Below are 21279 nucleotides of genomic sequence, written 5' to 3' on the forward strand. Positions count from 1 at the left end.
CTCCTACAGTTGCTCACCTTTCACTTCCTCAAACCATTTTTCAAATTCTAGTCGTGGAAGCAACTCTTCATCCTTCTCATAACGTCCTTCATAGCTATAGCGACTGTCAAGGCTGTTTTTCTGTGAATCATAAATCAACCATATTTCAGTTGGGTGTTCACGATTGTATTCTTGGCAAATATCAAGCATTTTTTGTATATCTTCAAGACCAAAGCGTTGTACTGCTACGATCATATTTTTTGACGTGTCTACTTTTCTATTAATAATTTCATTCACTGCATACATTTTTGTCAAAATTCCATTAATTTTATAAAAAACATCAAAAGAAAGTAATGCTTCTTCAGAAATACAATAAATATATACTTTTTCTGCTTGATTTTGGACATATTCACTGGAATCTTCCTTTAATGCTGCAATATGTCTAACCGCTTCATATGGATTCTCTTTGAAATATGGTCTACTCGTCCATATTCTCAAACCTTCTGTAACAGCTCTTCTAACATTTGGATTACTGTTTTGTAGCCAGTCTTACAACTTACTACTTTTCATATGATAATTTACAAATGTCTTTCCATCCACTCGATCTTTTTAAAATCCTTATTGTTATTGTGATCATTTCGATAAGAGTCTTGAGAAGAAGCTTTGTAAATACTTAGATACTGCTCCAGACTTGGAAGACGAAATGTGAGGCCTTCAATGTGAATAAGCTCTATATCCGATTCCGAAACTCCTGCAAAATCAGGTAAGGAATCGATACTTCCAAATTCAACACTCACTCTATCCTTTTGGAATTCATGCTCATGAATATCTATTAAGACGTAGCCTAAGTCTTTCATCACTTTCATTATCTTGTCCCAGTCATAAATTCTGAGATGATCAGGCGCTTCCCAACCTCTAGGATCACCAGCCACATGAATGTCAATGTCAGACGGCTCCCAATTTTCTTTCGTTCTAAACTCCAATCCCAAAGAACCCATCAGTGTTGGTGTAATTCCGACTCGATTTAAATGGAAACAAATTGTTTTAAATTCTTCAAATAAGAGACTCATATTTACTATAAACCTTTCATCTAAATGTTTGTTATTTCTTCTTTATTACCTTGAACAAAATCAACTTCATTTTCTAGAGTATATCCAGTTATTTTGGATACAAATTCTTTTCCTTCTTTACTAATTCTATTACTCGCCAATATAGTATAAATCAAATAACCAGTAAAATGGAATCAATACGTACTTTTCTTAATGCAATAAATATAAAAACTACAAATCATTATAGCAGTATATCCTGATAACCAATTTCAGACAATACGCCATTAACAAATTTTATTCCTATGCCATTTTCTTTATCCCAATCACACTCACATAAAAAACCAAACTCTTCAATATTTTCATCAAAAGTTAAAGGAAACATGATTTGTTTGGGTTGCAACAAAGAATAAATTTTATCTTTGTTCCCAATTATATCTAAAAAATATTTTTTTTCGTTATTATTCGTGTAGCTTGAAACAATATTTGATATTTCACGATTGTAATATGATATAATTGCAGAATTTGCCTCTTTTACTATTTCGTCTAAGTGATTATTGAAAAATATATACGCTTTTTCCTGATTAATTTCAAACTCAGCATCTTCATCCGCATCAATATTGATTTCCAAAATATGGTGCTTATTGAAAATATCTAGAGAAATATCTTTTGTCCAACCGTAATTGAATTTTATTTTACCAAAAGTTTTATGATTTATTTCCATTATTATCTCCAATCTTTCTATAAACCTAATACTTTTTTTCTCCCACTTTCTTTAAAGTGATTGGAGCATTCCTATCTCAATTATCCTTGTTTTTCAATCCAATTTTTTTGATGTTTGCGAGAAATACGCATTAATTCAGTATAAAGTTCAGCTAACTCATCTTTTAAAGACTCATCTTTTAAATATGATTGAACTTTCAAAATCACTTGTTCCTCACGTCCACTATCTAAAATCGGAATATCGTTGTCTAATTTAATTTTCGCTACTTCTTCTACTACATTCGTACGTTCTTCAAATAACGCAACTATTTGGCGATCAATAGAATCAATTTTTTGACGTTGTTCTTCTAACATAATACCTTCCTTTCTTACATCCATAAAGTTCCTAGCGGATACCCAATAGCAACAGCACTTACAATACTTAACACTAATAACCATCCACCATATAAAAAGGCATCTTTTGAACTTGTCCAACCACTACCAACGGAGATGGCTACATAAGGCATTGCTGGTGGAGTCATATAAGCTAAACTTGCCATAAAACCAATTAAACAAGCAACAACTGCTGTATGAATGCCTAAATCCGTACTAGCAGCAATCGTTGTTAACACAGTCGTCACAACCGAAACGGTTACTAAATTCGATGAAAAATTCGTTTGAAGCCCCGCCCAAATGACAAAGACAATAACAATCATCATCGCACTCCATTGATGGAATAACGGAGTTAGTCCACTTTCAATTAATGGTAATACCCCTAATTCTGGTTTTGTTAATAAAGTTCCTAAACTCAAGGTTGCGCCTACTAATAATAAACTTGGCCAGTAAACGCCACGTGTTAACGCCTCTTGAATCGACATTAGCGGTTTCCCATCTTCACGGATACAAGCTAATAATACAGCTCCAATCATTGGTGGGAATGCCATCCCTGCAGATTTTAAGAAAGCTGCCACACTAGGTGAAAGAATTCCTAACCATTCCGGAACAATCCATAAAGCAATCACAATTGAAAAAATAGAAACAATCCATCTTTCTTTTTTTGTTACTTTGGGTAAATTTCCCAATGATTCTAGACTTTGAAAAGTCACTTCTGATAAATCTAATTTCCATAAGCGGTGTAAACTTGCCAACATTCCAACAAAAATACAAAGTCCTGCAGGCATCGCAATTCCCATATATTGGATATTCGAAATACTTACACCAGTTGCTGTATGATACAATCCCATTGCCGTAATCGCAAAGACATGATTAATCGGCGTCATCGCCGTTCCAATCGCAATGGTCGAAAATAATGTAATTAAAATAAAGGATGCTTGTCGACTCCCTTTTTCTAGTCCAAATACTTCCATCATCTCTTCATAAATTGGAAAGACAATCATAAATAAAATCGTCGGTGAAATAAAACAACTAATAACTAATACCGCTCCTAAAAAGGCTCCTAAAAAATGACTCGGACTCTTCTTAGCAAAATTCGTTTTTAAAAACCAACCGACTAAACGTTTTAAAGCAGGGGTCTGTTCTAAAGCGTACGTCACTATAAAGGTGAATAATAAGAAAACAAATGTGCTATTCCCAAAAGAAAGAGAAAACACTTGACTATACGTTACTTTTGGAAGCCACCCGAGTCCTAATAAGACTAAACATAAAACACTTGGCCAGTCGATTCCTACAAATAACCATAATAATAAGCAACTCATAAAAATCGATAATAAGGCAAATGCACTTCCAGGTATCGCTAATAATTGCCAATCAAAATGCGAGTTAATCATCGCAAGAACGATAAAAAGGATACTTAACACTATTGCGCCCGTTTGAACCAAACTTCGCGTTTCTTTTTTCATATTCTACTCCTCAACTTTCATTTATTTCGCTATCCATCCTACCGTATTTTTCTCGAAAATACTAGTAAAGCTATCATTTCGATTATAATCGAAATCAAATGACTTTCAGATGCTTTTATCGACTATAGTCGATATCGTTAAATATTTTTGAATTCCCTCAAACCATCAAAAAACGATAGAGACTTTTCCTCTACCGTTTCCTGTTTTTGTATTTAATTTTCTAATCCAACCTCTGGATTCAGTTGATAATTTTTTCCATAATCATCTCTAATCACAAATTTATAGTCCACTAAATAACGACGCATTGTAGCAAAATCATCATATAATTCCTTAATTTTTTCATTCAATTCTTTTTCAGTATACGTCTCTGAATGATTCTTTAAATGATTATAAATAAATTCAAAGATTTCCATTTTATTTTTCTGCTTTTTAGGAAGAACAGTAATCTTTCCATCCCTCATAAATCTAGAAATATTTTCCTCTTTCATACTGAGAACACCTCTTATTCCTATTTTTGTAAAGTTTATACTACATACAGAAAAAAGGCAAATTTTTATAAGAAACTTCTTCGCTCTACAACACTGACAATTTTCTCCACAAAAAAACTTGTTAGAAATGGCAGTTATTTCTAACAAGTTCTGGGTAGTGGGTTTCTTGAGTTATTAAATTTATTGTTTTTCTAATTTTAATACTTTTTCAACTTTTTTATAAAGCATTAACGATAGTACACTGCTTAAACCAAATTTTAATACATTAAATGGTAATAAGGCAAATAGCATTAATGTCCATAAATTTGTCACAAATGGGTTTGTAGTAGCTGCAAGTGCAACAATTTTTTCAATTGGGAAATGCATCGCTGTTGCATATAATGGGAAAATTACAAAATAATTTGCTGTTAACAATACTACTGTTGCAGTAGCTGTACCAATCACTAAACTTGTAATTGCACCTTTGAATGTACGGTGATATTTATAATAAAATACCGCTGGCAACATGAAACTTAAACTTCCAATTAAGTTAACTGTTTCGCCAATTCCAAATGTTGTTGTTCCATTTAAAACAAAGTTTAAGGCAACTTTTACAATCGCAATATACGCACCATATAATGGCCCTAATAAATAGCCTCCTAAAATAACAGGTAATTCAGAAAAATCCATTTTAACAAATGGTGGAATAAATGGCAGACTGAATTCTAATAACATTAGAATCGTACTTAACGCACCGAATAGTCCTACTAAAATGATTTGTTTTGTCGCATAACGTGACACTGTTTTTGCATTTGTACTCATCGTACATCTCCTCCTTAACCGGGTGAAGGATCGGATGGTTTTTCACGCGCTTGTTCCATTTCATTTGTATAACTGCACGAAAAAATGCAGCAACAAAATGGTCTACATTTCATCGCTGCATTCTTATATATCAAATTGATTGGTATCTTCGAACGTGAAATATAACCATTTTCTCTCATCTAGACTATCACTATCGGTTCTGGAATTGCACCAGATCATGCCTGTTTGGCTCGCGGACTATACCGCCGGTAAGGAATTACACCTTGCCCCGAAAATGTTATTTTATAAACAAAGAGTACCACACTTTTTTTTGCATGACAATAGTTCTGCTTGAGTTCTCAAAAAAGTCTCATTTTTATTGTCAACAATTCCTAAAAGCATTAAGACATTTCATTATTTCAATACTTTCTTCAAATATTGTCCTGTAAAGCTTCCTTTGACTTGAGCAACTTCTTCAGGCGTTCCAGTAGCGACAACTTGTCCTCCACCACTTCCACCTTCTGGTCCCATATCAATAATATAATCCGCCGTTTTGATTACATCCAAATTATGTTCAATCACTAAAACTGTATTTCCTGACTCTACTAAACGATTTAATACTTCTAATAATCGAGCAATATCATCTGTATGAAGCCCAGTCGTTGGCTCATCTAATACATAAAAGGTATTTCCTGTAGACACTCGTTGCAGTTCACTCGCTAATTTCATTCGTTGTGCTTCTCCACCCGATAAAGTTGTAGCGGATTGTCCTAAAGTCACATAGCCTAAACCAACATCTTTAATCGTTTGAAGTTTTCGCTTAATTTTTGGCACAGCTTGGAAAAATTCTACTGCATCATCTACCGTCATTTCTAATACTTCCGCAATACTTTTTCCTTTATATTTGACTTCCAAAGTTTCTGAATTATAACGACTACCATGGCAAATTTCACACGGAACGTATACATCTGGTAGGAAATGCATTTCAATTTTTAAAATACCGTCGCCCTTACACGCTTCACATCGTCCACCTTTGACATTGAAACTAAAACGTCCTTTTTTATAGCCACGTAATTTCGCTTCATTTGTCGTTGCAAATAAGTCACGAATATCATCGAATACACTGGTGTAAGTCGCTGGATTACTTCTTGGAGTACGACCAATTGGACTTTGATCGATATCAATGATTTTATCTAATCCTTCATATCCTTCAATCGATTTAAAGGCCCCAGGTTTTTCTTTTGATTTTGAAATTTCTCTTGCTAGAGCTTTTTTCAACACTCCATTAACAAGAGAACTCTTTCCAGAACCTGAAACTCCTGTAACTGCTACTAATCTTCCTAAAGGAATATCGACATTAACAGATTTTAAGTTATTTTCACTTGCGCCTTTTAAGTGAATCCACCCTTTATCTTCTGTTCTACGTTCCGTTGGAACTGCAATTGATTTTTTTCCTGATAAATACTGACCCGTCAATGAGTTTGGATTTTTTTCCACTTCTTTTGGCGTTCCAGCAGCAATAATTTGTCCACCAAATTCTCCTGCTCCTGGCCCGATATCAATTAAGTAATCTGCTGCTCTCATCGTGTCTTCATCATGTTCTACTACAATTAATGTATTTCCTAAATCACGCATATTTTGTAACGATTGAATTAATCGATCATTATCTCTTTGATGCAATCCAATCGATGGTTCATCTAAAATATATAAAACTCCTGATAAATTCGATCCAATTTGAGTCGCTAAACGAATCCGTTGCGCTTCTCCCCCTGATAAAGTTCCTGCTGCACGGCTAAGATTCAAATATTGCAACCCAACATTTTTTAAGAATGTTAAACGAGATTGCACTTCTTTTAAAATAGGAGCAGCAATTTGTTCATCTTGTGGAGATAACGTTAAGTCTTTGAAAAATTCAATTTCTTCATCAACAGACAATTCCAATACTTCACTAATATGTTTATGATTCACTTTGACTGCCAATGCCTGTTCATTTAAACGATGTCCATGACAAGCTTTACACGATAATTCCGTCATATATTGACGCATTTGTTCTCTAGTATAATCGCTATTCGTCTCATGGTAACGGCGTTTCACATTGACAATGACTCCTTCAAAAGGCACATCCACATCTCGAACACCACCAAACTCATTTTCATAATGGAAATGGAAAGTGGCATCTCCAGAACCATATAACACTAGATTTTTCTGAGACTGTGTTAATTTTTCAAACGGTAAATCCATTGGAACTTTAAACTGCTCACAAAATTGACGTAGCATCTCTGGATAATAGTTCGAACTAATCGGATTCCAAGGCACTAATGCTCCTTCATTTAATGTTTTTTCTTTATCTGGAATGACTAAATCGATATCCACTTCTAATTTCATACCTAATCCATCACATTCCGGACAAGCTCCAAAAGGTGCATTGAATGAAAATAGACGTGGCTCTAATTCTCCAATCGTAAATCCACAATGAGGACAAGCATAGTGCTCACTAAATAAGATTTCTTCTTGCCCAATGACATCGACAATCGCATACCCTTCTGCTAAACGAAGCGCTGCTTCTAATGAATCGAATAATCTTGAACGGCTCTTGTCCGATACAATAATACGGTCGACAACAATTTCAATCGAATGTTTTTTATTTTTTTCTAATGAAATTTCATCCGTTGTCTCCATCATTTCGCCATCTACTCGAATACGAATATAGCCGTCTTTTTGAATCGATTCGAAAACTTTTTTATGTTCTCCTTTTTTCCCTTTTACAATCGGAGCTAAAATTTGAATTTTTGTTCTTTCTGGCAATTCCATGACACGATTCACCATTTGTTCAATCGACTGACTTTCAATTAGAGTGCCGTCATTTGGACAATACGGTTTTCCTACTCGTGCATATAGTAATCTCAAGTAATCATTAATTTCCGTTACTGTTCCGACAGTTGAACGAGGGTTACGAGAAGTTGTTTTTTGGTCAATCGCAATTGCTGGACTTAATCCATCAATACTATCAACATCTGGTTTATCCATTTGCCCTAAAAATTGTCGTGCATAAGCTGATAAACTCTCTACATATCTTCTTTGCCCTTCTGCATATAATGTATCAAAAGCTAGTGAACTCTTCCCTGAACCGGATAATCCTGTAATTACTACTAATTGATCTCTTGGAATTGTTACATCAATATTTTTTAAATTATGGGAGCGTGCTCCACGAACGATAATCTGATCTTTCGCCATTCCATCTTCCTCTATTTCTATCTAAAATCAAAAACTCTGCCCTTAGGCGTTCACCTTAGTATAGCATACTTTCTTTTTTATTACGAACAAACGTTCTTGTCCAGTTATACCAAATAATACAATCGATTTTTTGTAGTTCCTATTTTCTTTAGTAATCCTATTTCTACATATTTTTTCAAATATCTTCTCACACTAGCTCCACTCATTCCTAATAATTCCTGAGCTTGATAAGCACTAACAAATTGATGCGCTTTTAAATAAGTTTCTAATACTCGATAATATTCTTTTTCCTTTACAGTTAAATGAATAACAAAATCTTCCACTACAGAAGCAGTTTCTCCATAAGACTCTAATGTTTGAAGAATAGCTTGCAACATAAATTCAATAAAATAAGTGGTATCATTTTCTCGATTACTCTTACTTAAAGCATCATAGTAACCTTGTTGATGATTATAAATAACAGATTCTATTGGTAGCCATTCAAATAAGGAATTCCACTTACTTAAAATTAAACTTTGCCATAACCGTCCCATTCTACCATTTCCATCTTCAAAAGGATGAATAATTTCTAATTCAAAATGAATGATACATGACTTAACAATAGGAGAAATCATACTATTCTTTCCCCAATCAAATAACTCTTGAACCAATGATCCAACAAACTGTGCTCTAGCACCTATATGCACGACTCTACCATTCGAATCATAAATTCCTACATCTCCCAGTCGACATTTACCCGGCAGTTTAACTAATCCTTGCATGAGTAAGTGATGCGCTAATAAAAAATCATTGATTTCATATGGATCCATTTTAAATACCTGTTCATAAGCTTCATAAGCATTTTGAACTTCATGAATATCTTTTTGTGGACCTAATACTCTCTTCCCTTCAATAATATCGGTAACTTGTTCTATCGTTAATGAATTATTTTCAATCGCTAATGAAGATTGAATAGAACGAATCCGATTTTCTTTTCGTAAATGCAATTCTCTTTTTTCAAATGATAATTGCGTTGATTTTTCAGATATTTCTTGTACCAAATTTAGTATTTTCTCTGTAATACGGTAATGGGGTGTCATCAATATGCGCTCCCTTCTTTCTATTTGTATCAGTATATCATAAATGAGCAGATTATGAGCAGAATGTGAGCAGATTATGAGCAGATTCCTACTCAACAAAAAAGTCTGAATCTTCATAGCCCCTCACTATCAAAATTCAGACATTTTTTGTAAACTCTTAGATTATTTCCATCTCCACTGGACAGTGATCACTTCCGGTTACATCCGCACGAATTTTCACTTCTTGAATGCGAGAAGTTAACACTTCTGATACAACAAAATAGTCAATTCTCCATCCAATATTTCTTGCACGAGCGCCACCCATATAGCTCCACCAAGTATAAGCTCCTACTGTATCTGGATAACGATAACGGAATGCATCTACTAATCCATTTTCTACAATTTGATCAAATTTTTCACGCTCTTCTTTTGTAAATCCTGCATTTTTTGTATTTGTTTTTGGATTTGCCAAATCGATTTCCTTATGTGCAACATTTAAGTCTCCGCAGAAAATAACAGGTTTTGTTTCTTCCAACTTTTTAATAAAGGCTAAGAAATCATCTTCCCACACTTGACGATAACTTAAACGAGTTAAATCACGTTTGGCATTTGGCGTATAAACTGTCACTAAATAATAATCCGCATATTCTGCTGTAATGACACGTCCTTCTTGATCATGTTCTTCAATTCCTAAACCATATTGAACAGAAATCGGTTCTTCCTTTGTAAAAATGGCTGTTCCAGAATATCCTTTTTTCACTGCTGAATTCCAATACGCATGATAACCTGCAAATTCCATTCCTAAATCCACTTGTTCAGGCTGTGCCTTTGTTTCTTGTAAACATAAAATATCTGGTTGAGCTTCTAATACATATTCTTGTAAAGCCCCTTTATTTAAAACAGAACGAATTCCATTCACATTCCATGTTGTTAATTTCATACTTCTTCCTCCACGTTCATTTTATTCTATCATAACAATTTTATAAAATGATGACTAGCAAAAAGATACCGACCTCCAACGGTTAGATTTTTAGTCTAACTTTTTGGGGTCGGTATTTCAGAAATACTTTCTTTCCAAAGTCCAAGCCACCACTTGAATGTAAGCGGTTAACGTTTTATAATGTAGACAAAGAGAGATAATTAAAAATAATACAAAATAAATTGCTTATACTTCACAGTTTGTAGGAAACTCTAAAGCTAGAGCATATCGGGATTGTAAATAGTTAAATTTGAATATTTTCTATATAATAATTCATTTAGGAGGCACTATGAAAAGTATTTTTAACAATAATTTATTAAAATATTTAACTTGTATTATGATATTACTAAATGGTGTTTTATTTTCATTAGTGGCAACTTTTTACATGGATATAGCATATTTTAATAAATTAAGTATGTATCCATCTTCCGCTTTATATATTCAATTAAAAACGATACCAGAAGAAAAAGCAGACTCTACGTATAAATTTTTAAATGAATATGCAGAACAAAATGGATTGTTTTATATTAGGAAAGATTTTTTGCTTAATAGACATGGTTCAGTTAATGGTGCTTTGTTTAGTATTGATGGGGATATAAAATCTAATAAAGATAAGTTAACACTTGATTTTTTAGGGCAAAATATTACTAATTCAAATAAATTAGAGAAATTATTAGTTGCAAAAGATGAAAATGTAACTTTGGGTGTATCTGAAACTACATTAAATAGTATTGATAATATTCCACGTTTTAAATTCGGAGAAAATATAGTCTTTAAAAAGTTATCAAATACAATTAGAGAAACAAAAACTATTAATGGTGAATACAGAATTCTGGGATTAGATAATTCAAAAAAAATAGAATTTTTAGAAGGACTCAGTAAAGTGAGTGGTGTTGATAGTTCCGTTTTTTTTGATGGTAAATCTGGATATTTTCTAGATCATGGATTGAATGAAATAATAATAGTTAGTATGTTTGTGATTAGCAATTTAGTATTATTATCGTTACTTATTGTAATAACGATAAAGTATTTGCCTAATTTAGGTAAACTTATTTTACTAGGATGGTCAAGAAAATATTTTGCTATTAAGTTATATCAACCGTTAATTTATACGGCTCTGTTATCTATTTTTTTATTCATACCCTATGGATTAGTTTTAACGGATATTACTTTCAACTCCATTTTTTTTATTAGTTTAATGCTTGGGATAGGAATACTTCATTTTATAATCATTAGTATTTTATTATTAATAGCATCCCTTTTTATCTTCTTAATTTCAGCAATAAATGCAGTAAGAGAAAGAATACCAAGAAGAAAATATATGATTGTTGCAGTATTGGTGTATTTTATTTTTAATATCTTCTTAATTGTAGGAAGTGTATATATAGATAGCCCCTACCAAGAAGTCCAAAAAAATATAGAAATCTCTAAAAACTGGAATAAGGTTTCTGATTATAAGATTTTAAAAAATATTAGTGTTGGAAATGATCAAGCTAGTTTTAACAGGCAATCAAAAGAGTTTTTTAGAGATTTTTATAACTGGTACAAAGAAATTTCAGATGATAACGATGTAAATATCATAAACACTTCATTTATTTCCAAGGATATGCTAAAGAAGTATAAATTAAATGAAGTTTATAAATCTGTTCCTAACGAAGAATTTTGGGAATTGACGGCATCTCCTAATTATTTAAAAAAGATTGGTATAAAAATTGAAGATTCAGTTATAGAAAATGCTAAGCGAGGAACTAGAACTTATTTAATTCCAGAAAATAAATCAGATAATGAAATTAAACTGTTAAAAGAAATGCTCATCGAAAAAGATACTAAAAATATTAGATCAGATGATATTAAAACTAGTTTTAATGAAAATAAAGAATTTGAATTTTTAAAATATCAATTTAATCAAGAAGTATTTTCATTTAGTACGAAATCAGTAGATAAACTTATGATTAAAGATCCAATCATATTAGTCATTACCCCTGAGAATATGATCTATAGAGAGACAGAAAGTTTAATAGCTATTGGTTTAGAAAATTCTTACATTAAACTTGAAGGGGAAGCTGAAGCAAAGTATTTAAGCCAAGAATACTTATCAAAATTTAATTTAAATGATAACTATATAGAGTTTGCTACAATTCGTTTATTTGTTGATGGAATACAAAAAGATTTATGGTTAACGATACAATTATTTTTGGGAGCTTTAATTGCTATTACATTTATCGTTATTATTTTATTAATTAGCATCATAACTATTTTTCAGAATGCGTATAAAGAAAAAATATCCGTTAAGAAATTCTTAGGATATAGCAATTTTAGCATATACAAAGTCCCGCTACTTTTAACAACTTTTGTGATAACCTTAGACATTGTAACTGTTATACTTTTTCATAGTAAAGTTGGCATAGTATTTATGATAGTTCTAGGTTTAATACAACTTGTTATATTTTATGAGGTTATGATAAGTAATCAAATAAAAAAACTAAATCTATTTTTAAAATCATAGGAGGGGAATATGAATATACTAGAATTAAAAAATGTTTCTAAAAGTTATAATGGCAGAAAAATTATTAATAATTTCACTATTTCTATTCCTGAAAAATCTATTGTATCTATCATAGGTAAGTCTGGCTCTGGAAAGAGTACAATATTAAACATGATTGGAATGCTCGAAAAAGTTGATAGTGGTGAAATTAAAATAAATGGAAAAAAATTACCATCTATCAACAGTTCCTTAGCAATGAAATTGAGAAGAGACAGTATTAATTATTTATTTCAATCGTTTGCTCTAATCAATGATATAAAAGTTGTTGATAATTTACTAATTGCTATGGAATTTTTAGATATCTCAAAAAAAGAAAAAATCCATCTAATAGATAATGTTCTAAATGAGTTGGATATATTTGATTTAAAAACTAAAATTGTAAATACATTGTCTGGGGGAGAACAACAAAGAGTGGCTATTGCTAGGTGTATTTTAAAACCAGGAAACTTGATATTAGCTGATGAACCTACAGGTTCTCTTGATCCCATAATGTCTGAAAAAGTATTTAGCTTAATTAAAAATTTACGCGATAAATATGGAAAAACTATCATTATTGTTACTCATGATATGAATTTAGCCAATAAAACCGATAAAATTATAAATCTAAATTTTTAATGTTGTATCATTATTATGATAAATTTTTGTAGTATTATTTTGTTTAGTTTTTAGACATAACTATCATTTCTATACTTTGATTTCGTTGACTTAAGTATACTAGATAGTTATGTCTTTTTGTTGTACTTCATTTCTCTCTAAATATCCGCATCATTCGGCAAGCAAATATAAAAGCTAATGACTTCTCCAACAGATTCGGCTAACATTCTCCCACCATGACTTCGAACAATATTATCCGCAATGGCTAAACCTAAGCCTGTTCCACCTGTTTCTTTCGAACGAGAGCCTTCTGCACGATAAAAACGACTAAATAAATGCTCCAACACTTCTTTTGAGATAGGTTCTCCAATATTACGAACAGCAATGGTTACAATGTCTTTTTGTTCCAACACTTCTATCGTAATTTTCGTATTTTCACGACCATATTTAATCGCATTCGACAGTAAATTATGAATCGCTCGTACCATCTTTTCGGCATCCATTTCTAGCACCATTTTTCTTTTTGGTGGAATCACTTCAATTGTCATTTGACGTTTTTGTGCTTCTAATTCAAAATCGGCTGCTACTTGTTCTAAGAAATTCGCTACTGGAATATCATTCAATCGCAACGGTGCTCCATTTGGACTTGTCGTTGTATATTCGAATAAATCATCTACTAATGCCTTCATTTGTTGCGCTTTATGGTACGCAATTTCTGCATAACGCTTTGTTTCTTCGGGTGTTTTAGGCTTTCCATTAATGACTAATCCTAAATATCCAATAATAGACGTTAAAGGTGTACGAATATCATGAGAAACATTTGTAATCAATTCATCTTTTGATTTTTCAATCATCCGTTCATCTTCCATGGCACTTACAGTTGAATCCACTAAACGGTTAATACTCGTCACGACTTTTCCCATATCTCCTGCTAATTGGAAAGGAATTCTTCGATCATAATCCCCTTGAGCAATTAAATGTAATTCCTCTAAAACATGAGACAATTGCATTTGATGATAACGGCGAATTAAACGCCAATAAGTAAATCCAATCGCAAAAATAATCGAACTAATGGAGAAAATATTTTTATATAATTGAATTTCACTTGGTTCAACATTCCAAGCTTGACGAATCGAACGACTGCCGTCTACAAAGTATCCAGGTGCATCTAGAAATTGATTCAACAATACTAAAGCTCCTAAATATAAGACAAAGACGATACAGAGTGTAATCACGCCTTCTAAAAATAATTCACTAATTTCCCGGGCTGTTAATTTTAAAAGGGCTGCAGGCTTTTCCTCTCTATTTGCCCTTTTTTGAAAAAATTTGCTATTTACTTTCAATTTTATAGCCAACTCCCCATACGGTTTCAATAACCTTATCTCCACCTGTTGCTTCAGCAATCTTGTCACGTAAATGACTGACGTGAACCATTACAGTTTTAGTAGAGACAATACTTTCTTGTTGCCATACCGTTTCAAAAATTTCATCTGCACTAAATACTTTATTAGGGTGACTTGCTAGTAGGAATAGAATCCCAAACTCTAACACGGTTAATTGAATTTCTAAGCCATCTAATGTTGTTACTTGATGAGAGCCTTTCTTAATTAATAATGGACCAATCGTAATTTCTTCAGCACTTTCACTTTCTTTTGTTAAAGCTGAAGTTCTACGTAATAATGATTTTACACGTGCAATGACTTCTAATGGGTTAAAAGGTTTCGTTACATAATCATCTGCCCCATTTGTTAATCCTTGAATTTTATCAATATCTGTTGATTTGGCACTAAGTAATAAAATTGGTAAAGCATCATTCGTTTTACGAATTTCATGTACAACAGAAATCCCATCCAACCGTGGCATCATAATATCTAAAATCACCATATCAATATCTGGATAAGCTTGAATTTTTTCTAATGCTTGTTTTCCATCATATGCTTTTACAATTTCAAATTTTTCATTTCTTAAATAAATGGATAATAATTCAACAATCTCGCGATCGTCATCTACGACTAAAATTTTCATAAAAATCCCTCTTTTCGTATTATTTTCAACTTTATCCTACTCAATCTACAACAAAAACTCCACCATTTCTTTAAAATCTTGAAAATTCTTTAATAATTTGGCAAAAAAATCGCTTCTTTATGCCTGAATACACGTTTTTTTGCTATAATGTAAGTGTATTCCTAATTTATTGGAAAGGATTTTTTATGATACAAACACCTATTACAAATCAAAAAGTACAATTACTAGAAACGATTGTCTCTTCATCAGAACAAATGCAAGATTATTTTGTTCCATTTGCAGTGGATGAATCCATTTTACATCATCTCGTGCAATTTCCATCGGAAACTTTTCTACATTTTTGGGAAATGGAAGATACAGTGATTTTAGGAATGACAGATACTAAAACACCCTATTTAGAAGAGGGAGTTGCTTTATTAAAACAACGAAATTACACACCAGTTGTTCGTCATGCTGGAGGCCTAGCCGTTGTTAGCAACTCAGGCGTTTTAAATATTAGTTTATTATTTTCTAGACAAAATGCAACGATTACTCAAGTCTATGAATGGATGCAAGAACTCATCACACGTGCCTTTCCAGAAGCCATTGGAGAAAAAGAAATCCAAGCCTTTGAAGTGAGTGATTCCTATTGCCCAGGAGACTATGATTTAAGTATCCAAGGGAAGAAATTCGCTGGAATTGCGCAAAGACGTTTCAAAAATTCCATTTGTGTCTCTATTTATCTTAGCATTAATGGAAATCAAGAAGAACGTGGAAACTTAATCCATGATTTTTATGAAGAAAGTATTAAGGGAGAAGAAACTCGTTGGCATTATCCAACTATCAATGCAAATAGTATGGCAAATGTATCGCAATTATTAGACTTAACTCTAACGGTTCAAGAAGTTAAAGAACGCATTTTAACAGCTCTATTAGATGGGCAATGTGAACTATTAGAGTCAGAAATTAATTTTGCAACTGAAGCAAGTTACCAAAAAGCCATGGATCGTTTAAACCTTCGAAAAGTTTAACGGTGAATCCAGACAATATAAGGAGGAAAAGATTGATGTATATTGAAGAACTATCCCGTGAAAAAGTATTACGTGACCCTGTTCATGATTACATTCACATTCAACACCGTGTGATTTTAGACTTAATTAATAGCCGAGAAATGCAACGATTACGTCGAATTAAACAAACAGGCGCTTCTATGTTCACCTTCCATACTGCTGAACATTCCCGCTTTTCTCATTCATTAGGCGTCTATGAAATTGCTAGAAGAATTTGCGACAAATTTGTTCGTAACTACCCTTCTACAACCCCAGAAGATGGATTATGGGATGACTCTAACCGCCTTGTTGTCCTATGTGCCGCTCTTTTACACGATATCGGACATGGCCCTTATTCTCATGCTTTTGAGAAAATTTTCGATACAAATCATGAACAAATTACGATTGATATTATTTTGTCACCAGACACAGAAGTAAACAAAATTTTAAAAACAGTCTCTCCTACTTTCCCTGAAGAAGTAGCCAGTGTCATTCAAAAGAAACATCCAAATCCACAAGTCGTTCAATTAATTTCTAGCCAAATTGATGCTGACAGAATGGATTATTTACTACGAGATGCTTATTTCACAGGAGTAAACTATGGAACCTTTGATTTAACTCGTATTTTACGTGTGATTCGTCCTTATAAAGGTGGGATTGCCTTTAACTTCTCAGGAATGCATGCCGTAGAAGATTATGTCGTTAGCCGTTATCAAATGTATATGCAAGTTTATTTCCATCCAGTCTCAAGAGGTATGGAAGTGGTGTTAAATCACTTATTAAAACGTGCTACTGAATGTTATCATTCAACGACTCATCCATTAAAATATACAGCCTCTTTCTTAAAACCATTTTTTGAAAAAAATTGGACATTAGAAGATTACCTTCGTCTAGATGACAGTGTATTAAACACTTATTTTGCTCATTGGCAAATTGAAGATGATGCTATTTTAAGTGATTTAGCTGATCGTTTTATTAATCGTAGACCGTTTAAATCCGTGCCATTTAATCATGTTAATGACGGGGCAACGATTGAACGGATGAAAGAACTTGTACAAAATGTTGGTTATAATACCGAGTATTATACTGCGATTAATAATAGTTATGATTTACCTTATGATTTCTATCGTCCAGATTCTGTAAAACCACGAACACAAATTGAACTCGTAGAACGAAATGGAAATATGGTCGAATTATCTCTTGTCAGCTCGATTGTATCTGCCATTTCAGGAAGAGTGCGTGGAGATGAACGCTTATACTTCCCTAGAGAAATGTTTGCAGAAGGAACAGCAGAATTATTTAGCGAAGATTATCAAGAATTCCAAGAACTAGCTTCAAAACTTGATGTCTACTCAAATCAAATGAAATAATCATACAAAGACTTTTCTAAACTAGCGAACTCACCATAGAATTCAGCTACGAAGAAAAGTCTTTTGTGCTTTTTCATTCAGTTATGAAATATGCTATAATAATAACGATACAAAATAAAGGAGACTAACTATGATTAAATTAATTGCCATTGATATCGATGGAACTCTGATTAACTCAAAACACGAAATTACTCCTCGTGTTCATGCTGCATTAACAAAAGCAAAAGAACAAGGTGTCTATGTTGTTCTTTGTACAGGACGTCCACTTCCAGGAGTTCAAGGATATTTAAAAGAATTAAACTTAATTAATGATCGTGATTTTGTCGTTACTTATAATGGTTCACTCGTTCAAAAAACAGGAACAGGAGAAAGTTTAGTACGCTTTGGAATGACAATGGATGATTTTAAACAAATGGATGATTACCATCAACAATACGGCGTTCACTATCACGTAATCGATGAAAAAAATATTTATGTAACAACTCCAGATATTGGAAAATACTCTTATATGGAACGTGACCTTGTTGGTATGCCAATTGTACAACAACCACTGGATCAATTTGATCCAAATGCTACTTTTTCAAAAATGATGTTTGTAGATGAACCAGAAATTTTAGAAAATCTTATTCCAAATTTAAGTGAGTCATTTAAAGAAAATCATAATATCGTTCGTAGTATGCCTGTTTACTTAGAAGTCCTACACCCACAAGCAAGTAAAGGACATGCAGTCGCTAAACTAGCAGAGTTATTAGGATTAGATGCTAGTGAAGTCATGTGTATCGGAGACCAAGAAAACGATAGAGATATGATTGAGTATGCAGGAATGGGAGTTGCAATGGGAAATGCGATTGACGAAATTAAAAAACTTGCAAACTTCATTACAACAACAAATGATGAAGATGGAGTTGCAGTAGCTGTAGAAACTCATGTATTAAATATGGAGAACTAATTCAAAGAAGAACAATAAAACGAAAACCCAAAGGAGATTTTTCACTCCTTTGGGTTTTATTTACTCTGTAACATCAAGAAACTCTTCACAAAACACGATTATTAACAATAAATTTTGAAAGAAAAATCAATTTTTAACGAATGTTCGCCTTGTTTTTTGTTGTAATTTTCGTAAATTTCTGTATAATAGTTTTACTGGAGCATTCTTCAGCCAGAGCTGTCTTATAAGCTTTGATTCAAATTAAAGGAGGCTAACCGATGAAATTAAAGAGAAGCGAACGTTTAATCGATATGACACAACGATTACTCGATAATCCTCATACATTGATTTCATTAACAACTTTTACAGATTTATACCAATCTGCAAAGTCTTCCATCAGTGAAGATATTGCCATTATTAAACGCACCTTTGAAATTCAAGGAATTGGTGTTGTTAATACACTTCCTGGAGCTGCAGGAGGCGTGATTTTCACTCCAAAAATTAAAAAAGAACAAGCATTAGAAGCAGCACAAAAAATTTGTGACCAGATGAATGATTCAACTCGTCTACTTCCTGGTGGATATATTTACTTATCTGATTTACTAGGAAAACCGGACGTTCTTCATCACTTAGGAAAAATGATTGCTTCTGCCTACGAAGACCAAAAAGTCGATGTCATTATGACTGTAGCAACTAAGGGAGTACCGATTGCTCAAACAGTTGCCAATTATTTAAATGTTCCATTTGTTATCGTTCGTCGTGATTCGAAAATTACAGAAGGAGCCACTGTAAGTATTAATTACGTATCTGGTTCTTCTTCTCGTGTTGAAAAAATGGAATTATCTAAGCGTACTCTCCCAAGTGGATCAAATGTACTAATTGTCGATGACTTTCTAAAAGCCGGTGGTACCATTAATGGGATGCGAAGTCTTATCAAAGAATTCGATTCTCATGCAGTGGGTGCAGTCGTTTTCTGTGAATCAGGAATCTCTGGACACCAATTACAAGATTATTCTTCTATTATTCGTATTACAGAAATCAACACCGAAAACCACCATATCAAAGCAGAATTAGGTAACTTCTTCGATACACATACATTTTTAGAAGAAACACATTAGTGAATAATTAACCATTAACACAAAATAACAGAAAAAAACTTTCCTTGAATAGCAAGCTCGCCAGCAGCCAGCAAATGCTGTCTCATGTACTTTTGGTATTAAGAAAAGTTTTTTCTGTTATTTTTTCTTTACGTAGATAAATGGATTAAACCCATTCACCGTTCTCATTCAATTGATATCCATCAATAACAGTATTTTTTGCCATTCATTACGAGTTACTACTTCTTCCATTGTTTCTTCATTTTCATTAGTAGCTTGAACTAGTTTTAATATTATTACTTCACAAAATTTAAAGAAACAATTTTATCTAGCAAAAATAAAAAAAACTCCCTTTGAATAGCAACAGTAAAATGAGCCACGGAAGTGGCTTATTTTACAAGGTAAAATTCGAGACCGAGGCTCGAATTTTAGCCATGAGACTCGCATTGCGAGGCTGCTGGCGACCTCGCTATTCAAGGAAGTTTTTCTGTTATTTTTGCATACGTTATTACGTTAATTTTACGACTGGAATGCAATCGAAAATAGCATCATCCATACGGGTAAAATCACGATATAGAATAAAGTTGTAATCGTAACAGCTGATGTCGCAAAATCAATATCAGCATTTTCCTCCGTTGCTAATAATGGCATAATGACCAATGTCGGAATCGTTGATTGAAGAAAGAACGTTTCTTGTAATTTCATTGGTAATTCAATCGAAAACAACTGCATCATTCCCACTTGGACAGTTAAAAGAATTGCCGGAAACAATACAAAACGCCCCAAAATCGCTAAACTCATATCTCGATCTAACGTCAACGAACGAAGCCCCACTTGTGCTAAATGAATTCCAATATACATTAACGATAATGGAGTTACCAAACTACCAATATAAATCAAAGAATCATTCAAAAATTCAGGAAGCGTCCATCCAAACCATACCCAAATCATACTACCTAAAAAAGCGATTAAAGGTGGTGAGAAAATACGACTCCATTGAATTCCTTTTCCAACATGTTGCTGATTATAATAAGCAAATAAATACGTTCCCACTGTAAACGTCGATAAAGTATTCACTACATAATATACTAAAAAATAAGGCATAGCCTCTTCACCAAATAAAGATAAATTCAACGGTAGTCCCATAAAAATCGTATTCGCATTGACAATCGTATTTATCACCGTCGCCTTACGATTATTTGGAATACGAAATACTTGAACAATGATCCAAGCAACAAAATATCCAACAATAACACTCAACAGTGGAATTCCTAAACTACCAACAAATTCAATCATTTTTTCCCTTGAAATAAATCTTAAAACAGAAATCATAATCGAAGCTGGTAAAGCAATTTTAATAATAAGAGAAGCAATACTTGTTGAAAAATTTTTATCAAACCATCCCTTTATTTGTAATACATATCCTAAACTAATCATGATGACTATCGTTGCCATACTTGAAAAGATTTCACCTAACATTTTTATCCTCCAATTTCTTAGTACAGTCACTATACTCTGCTTTTCCTCTAGCTGTCAACATTCCATAAAATATAAAAAATCTCGAAAA

General features: G+C 32.8%; 19 protein-coding genes and 1 riboswitch. Of the genes, 6 read left to right on the plus strand and 13 right to left on the minus strand.

Annotated features, from left to right (window positions below; translation table 11 throughout):
• Nucleotides 1–3 precede the first annotated feature (3 nt).
• The 10 genes from RWR88_RS01415 to RWR88_RS01460 form a co-directional block, all read right to left on the minus strand.
• Nucleotides 4–417: a hypothetical protein gene (locus RWR88_RS01415; protein WP_314450271.1), complete on the minus strand. Its 414-nt coding sequence runs from the start codon at nucleotides 415–417 to the stop codon at nucleotides 4–6.
• A gap of 140 nt (nucleotides 418–557) precedes the next feature.
• Nucleotides 558–1049 (minus strand): nucleotidyltransferase, encoded by a 492-nt coding sequence (locus RWR88_RS01420; protein WP_314450237.1) that lies wholly within the window; start codon nucleotides 1047–1049, stop codon nucleotides 558–560.
• 220 nt (nucleotides 1050–1269) lie between these two features.
• On the minus strand, nucleotides 1270–1749 hold the full coding sequence (locus tag RWR88_RS01425) for a DUF6985 domain-containing protein (RefSeq protein WP_314450239.1): 480 nt from the start codon (nucleotides 1747–1749) through the stop codon (nucleotides 1270–1272).
• 80 nt (nucleotides 1750–1829) lie between these two features.
• Nucleotides 1830–2102, minus strand: a complete 273-nt coding sequence (locus tag RWR88_RS01430; RefSeq protein WP_314349157.1) for a chorismate mutase — start codon at nucleotides 2100–2102, stop codon at nucleotides 1830–1832.
• Nucleotides 2103–2116: 14 nt separating this feature from the next.
• Nucleotides 2117–3586 (minus strand): SLC13 family permease, encoded by a 1470-nt coding sequence (locus RWR88_RS01435; RefSeq protein ID WP_314450241.1) that lies wholly within the window; start codon nucleotides 3584–3586, stop codon nucleotides 2117–2119.
• Nucleotides 3587–3798: 212 nt separating this feature from the next.
• The gene (locus RWR88_RS01440) at nucleotides 3799–4074 is read right to left on the minus strand and encodes a DUF2087 domain-containing protein (RefSeq protein WP_314450242.1); all 276 of its coding nucleotides are present in this window, start codon (nucleotides 4072–4074) and stop codon (nucleotides 3799–3801) included.
• Nucleotides 4075–4254: 180 nt separating this feature from the next.
• The gene (locus tag RWR88_RS01445; RefSeq protein WP_006703717.1) at nucleotides 4255–4875 is read right to left on the minus strand and encodes an ECF transporter S component; all 621 of its coding nucleotides are present in this window, start codon (nucleotides 4873–4875) and stop codon (nucleotides 4255–4257) included.
• A gap of 163 nt (nucleotides 4876–5038) precedes the next feature.
• Nucleotides 5039–5155, minus strand: a riboswitch (FMN riboswitch).
• A 113-nt stretch (nucleotides 5156–5268) separates the two neighbouring features.
• A complete protein-coding gene (gene uvrA / locus RWR88_RS01450) occupies nucleotides 5269–8088 on the minus strand; it encodes an excinuclease ABC subunit UvrA (RefSeq protein WP_314450244.1) in 2820 nt (939 codons plus the stop codon).
• Nucleotides 8089–8192: 104 nt separating this feature from the next.
• Nucleotides 8193–9167, minus strand: coding sequence for a Fic family protein (locus RWR88_RS01455; protein WP_314450246.1), 975 nt, complete (start codon nucleotides 9165–9167; stop codon nucleotides 8193–8195).
• 157 nt (nucleotides 9168–9324) lie between these two features.
• Nucleotides 9325–10086 carry an exodeoxyribonuclease III gene (locus tag RWR88_RS01460; RefSeq protein WP_314450247.1) on the minus strand — a complete coding sequence of 254 codons (762 nt, stop codon included), beginning with the start codon at nucleotides 10084–10086 and terminating at the stop codon, nucleotides 9325–9327.
• 328 nt (nucleotides 10087–10414) lie between these two features.
• Between RWR88_RS01460 and RWR88_RS01465 the strand changes: the two genes are divergently transcribed.
• The gene (locus RWR88_RS01465; RefSeq protein ID WP_314450249.1) at nucleotides 10415–12631 is read left to right on the plus strand and encodes a hypothetical protein; all 2217 of its coding nucleotides are present in this window, start codon (nucleotides 10415–10417) and stop codon (nucleotides 12629–12631) included.
• A gap of 9 nt (nucleotides 12632–12640) precedes the next feature.
• The gene (locus RWR88_RS01470) at nucleotides 12641–13285 is read left to right on the plus strand and encodes an ABC transporter ATP-binding protein (protein ID WP_314450250.1); all 645 of its coding nucleotides are present in this window, start codon (nucleotides 12641–12643) and stop codon (nucleotides 13283–13285) included.
• A 137-nt stretch (nucleotides 13286–13422) separates the two neighbouring features.
• On the opposite strand, the gene RWR88_RS01475 is transcribed toward RWR88_RS01470, so the two are convergent.
• Both RWR88_RS01475 and RWR88_RS01480 read right to left on the minus strand, forming a co-directional pair.
• The gene (locus RWR88_RS01475) at nucleotides 13423–14676 is read right to left on the minus strand and encodes a HAMP domain-containing sensor histidine kinase (protein ID WP_314450252.1); all 1254 of its coding nucleotides are present in this window, start codon (nucleotides 14674–14676) and stop codon (nucleotides 13423–13425) included.
• The gene (locus RWR88_RS01480) at nucleotides 14594–15289 is read right to left on the minus strand and encodes a response regulator transcription factor (protein ID WP_314450253.1); all 696 of its coding nucleotides are present in this window, start codon (nucleotides 15287–15289) and stop codon (nucleotides 14594–14596) included. Before RWR88_RS01480 ends, RWR88_RS01475 begins: the two co-directional genes overlap by 83 nt.
• A gap of 185 nt (nucleotides 15290–15474) precedes the next feature.
• On the opposite strand from RWR88_RS01480, the gene RWR88_RS01485 reads away from it, so the two are divergent.
• The 4 genes from RWR88_RS01485 (at nucleotide 15475) to purR (ending at nucleotide 19733) form a co-directional block, all read left to right on the plus strand.
• Nucleotides 15475–16299, plus strand: coding sequence for a lipoate--protein ligase family protein (locus tag RWR88_RS01485; RefSeq protein WP_314450255.1), 825 nt, complete (start codon nucleotides 15475–15477; stop codon nucleotides 16297–16299).
• Between the two features lie 35 nt (nucleotides 16300–16334).
• Complete coding sequence (locus RWR88_RS01490; protein ID WP_314450273.1) at nucleotides 16335–17687, plus strand: HD domain-containing protein; 1353 nt, start codon at nucleotides 16335–16337, stop codon at nucleotides 17685–17687.
• A gap of 130 nt (nucleotides 17688–17817) precedes the next feature.
• Nucleotides 17818–18636 (plus strand): sugar-phosphatase, encoded by an 819-nt coding sequence (yidA, locus tag RWR88_RS01495; protein ID WP_314450257.1) that lies wholly within the window; start codon nucleotides 17818–17820, stop codon nucleotides 18634–18636.
• 257 nt (nucleotides 18637–18893) lie between these two features.
• A complete protein-coding gene (gene purR / locus RWR88_RS01500; RefSeq protein ID WP_314450259.1) occupies nucleotides 18894–19733 on the plus strand; it encodes a pur operon repressor in 840 nt (279 codons plus the stop codon).
• A 498-nt stretch (nucleotides 19734–20231) separates the two neighbouring features.
• Here the strand turns inward: purR and RWR88_RS01505 are convergent, their stop codons facing one another.
• Entirely contained in the window at nucleotides 20232–21191 is a 960-nt protein-coding gene (locus tag RWR88_RS01505) for an AEC family transporter (protein WP_314450261.1), read from the minus strand.
• Between the last annotated feature and the right edge of the window lie 88 nt (nucleotides 21192–21279).

The sequence above is a fragment of the uncultured Granulicatella sp. genome (genome assembly GCF_963528195.1).
Classification (GTDB): domain Bacteria; phylum Bacillota; class Bacilli; order Lactobacillales; family Aerococcaceae; genus Granulicatella.

Excerpts from the sequence above, each read along its gene's own strand:
- yidA (WP_314450257.1), top strand. The coding sequence starts at position 17,818 with ATGATTAAATTAATTGCCATTGATATCGATGGAACTCTGATTAACTCA.
- RWR88_RS01490 (WP_314450273.1), top strand. The coding sequence starts at position 16,335 with ATGTATATTGAAGAACTATCCCGTGAAAAAGTATTACGTGACCCTGTT.
- uvrA (WP_314450244.1), bottom strand. The coding sequence starts at position 8,088 with ATGGCGAAAGATCAGATTATCGTTCGTGGAGCACGCTCCCATAATTTA.
- RWR88_RS01505 (WP_314450261.1), bottom strand. The coding sequence starts at position 21,191 with ATGTTAGGTGAAATCTTTTCAAGTATGGCAACGATAGTCATCATGATT.
- RWR88_RS01445 (WP_006703717.1), bottom strand. The coding sequence starts at position 4,875 with ATGAGTACAAATGCAAAAACAGTGTCACGTTATGCGACAAAACAAATC.
- RWR88_RS01430 (WP_314349157.1), bottom strand. The coding sequence starts at position 2,102 with ATGTTAGAAGAACAACGTCAAAAAATTGATTCTATTGATCGCCAAATA.
- RWR88_RS01435 (WP_314450241.1), bottom strand. The coding sequence starts at position 3,586 with ATGAAAAAAGAAACGCGAAGTTTGGTTCAAACGGGCGCAATAGTGTTA.
- RWR88_RS01460 (WP_314450247.1), bottom strand. The coding sequence starts at position 10,086 with ATGAAATTAACAACATGGAATGTGAATGGAATTCGTTCTGTTTTAAAT.
- purR (WP_314450259.1), top strand. The coding sequence starts at position 18,894 with ATGAAATTAAAGAGAAGCGAACGTTTAATCGATATGACACAACGATTA.
- RWR88_RS01465 (WP_314450249.1), top strand. The coding sequence starts at position 10,415 with ATGAAAAGTATTTTTAACAATAATTTATTAAAATATTTAACTTGTATT.
- RWR88_RS01470 (WP_314450250.1), top strand. The coding sequence starts at position 12,641 with ATGAATATACTAGAATTAAAAAATGTTTCTAAAAGTTATAATGGCAGA.
- RWR88_RS01480 (WP_314450253.1), bottom strand. The coding sequence starts at position 15,289 with ATGAAAATTTTAGTCGTAGATGACGATCGCGAGATTGTTGAATTATTA.
- RWR88_RS01440 (WP_314450242.1), bottom strand. The coding sequence starts at position 4,074 with ATGAAAGAGGAAAATATTTCTAGATTTATGAGGGATGGAAAGATTACT.
- RWR88_RS01485 (WP_314450255.1), top strand. The coding sequence starts at position 15,475 with ATGATACAAACACCTATTACAAATCAAAAAGTACAATTACTAGAAACG.
- RWR88_RS01425 (WP_314450239.1), bottom strand. The coding sequence starts at position 1,749 with ATGGAAATAAATCATAAAACTTTTGGTAAAATAAAATTCAATTACGGT.
- RWR88_RS01455 (WP_314450246.1), bottom strand. The coding sequence starts at position 9,167 with ATGACACCCCATTACCGTATTACAGAGAAAATACTAAATTTGGTACAA.
- RWR88_RS01420 (WP_314450237.1), bottom strand. The coding sequence starts at position 1,049 with ATGAGTCTCTTATTTGAAGAATTTAAAACAATTTGTTTCCATTTAAAT.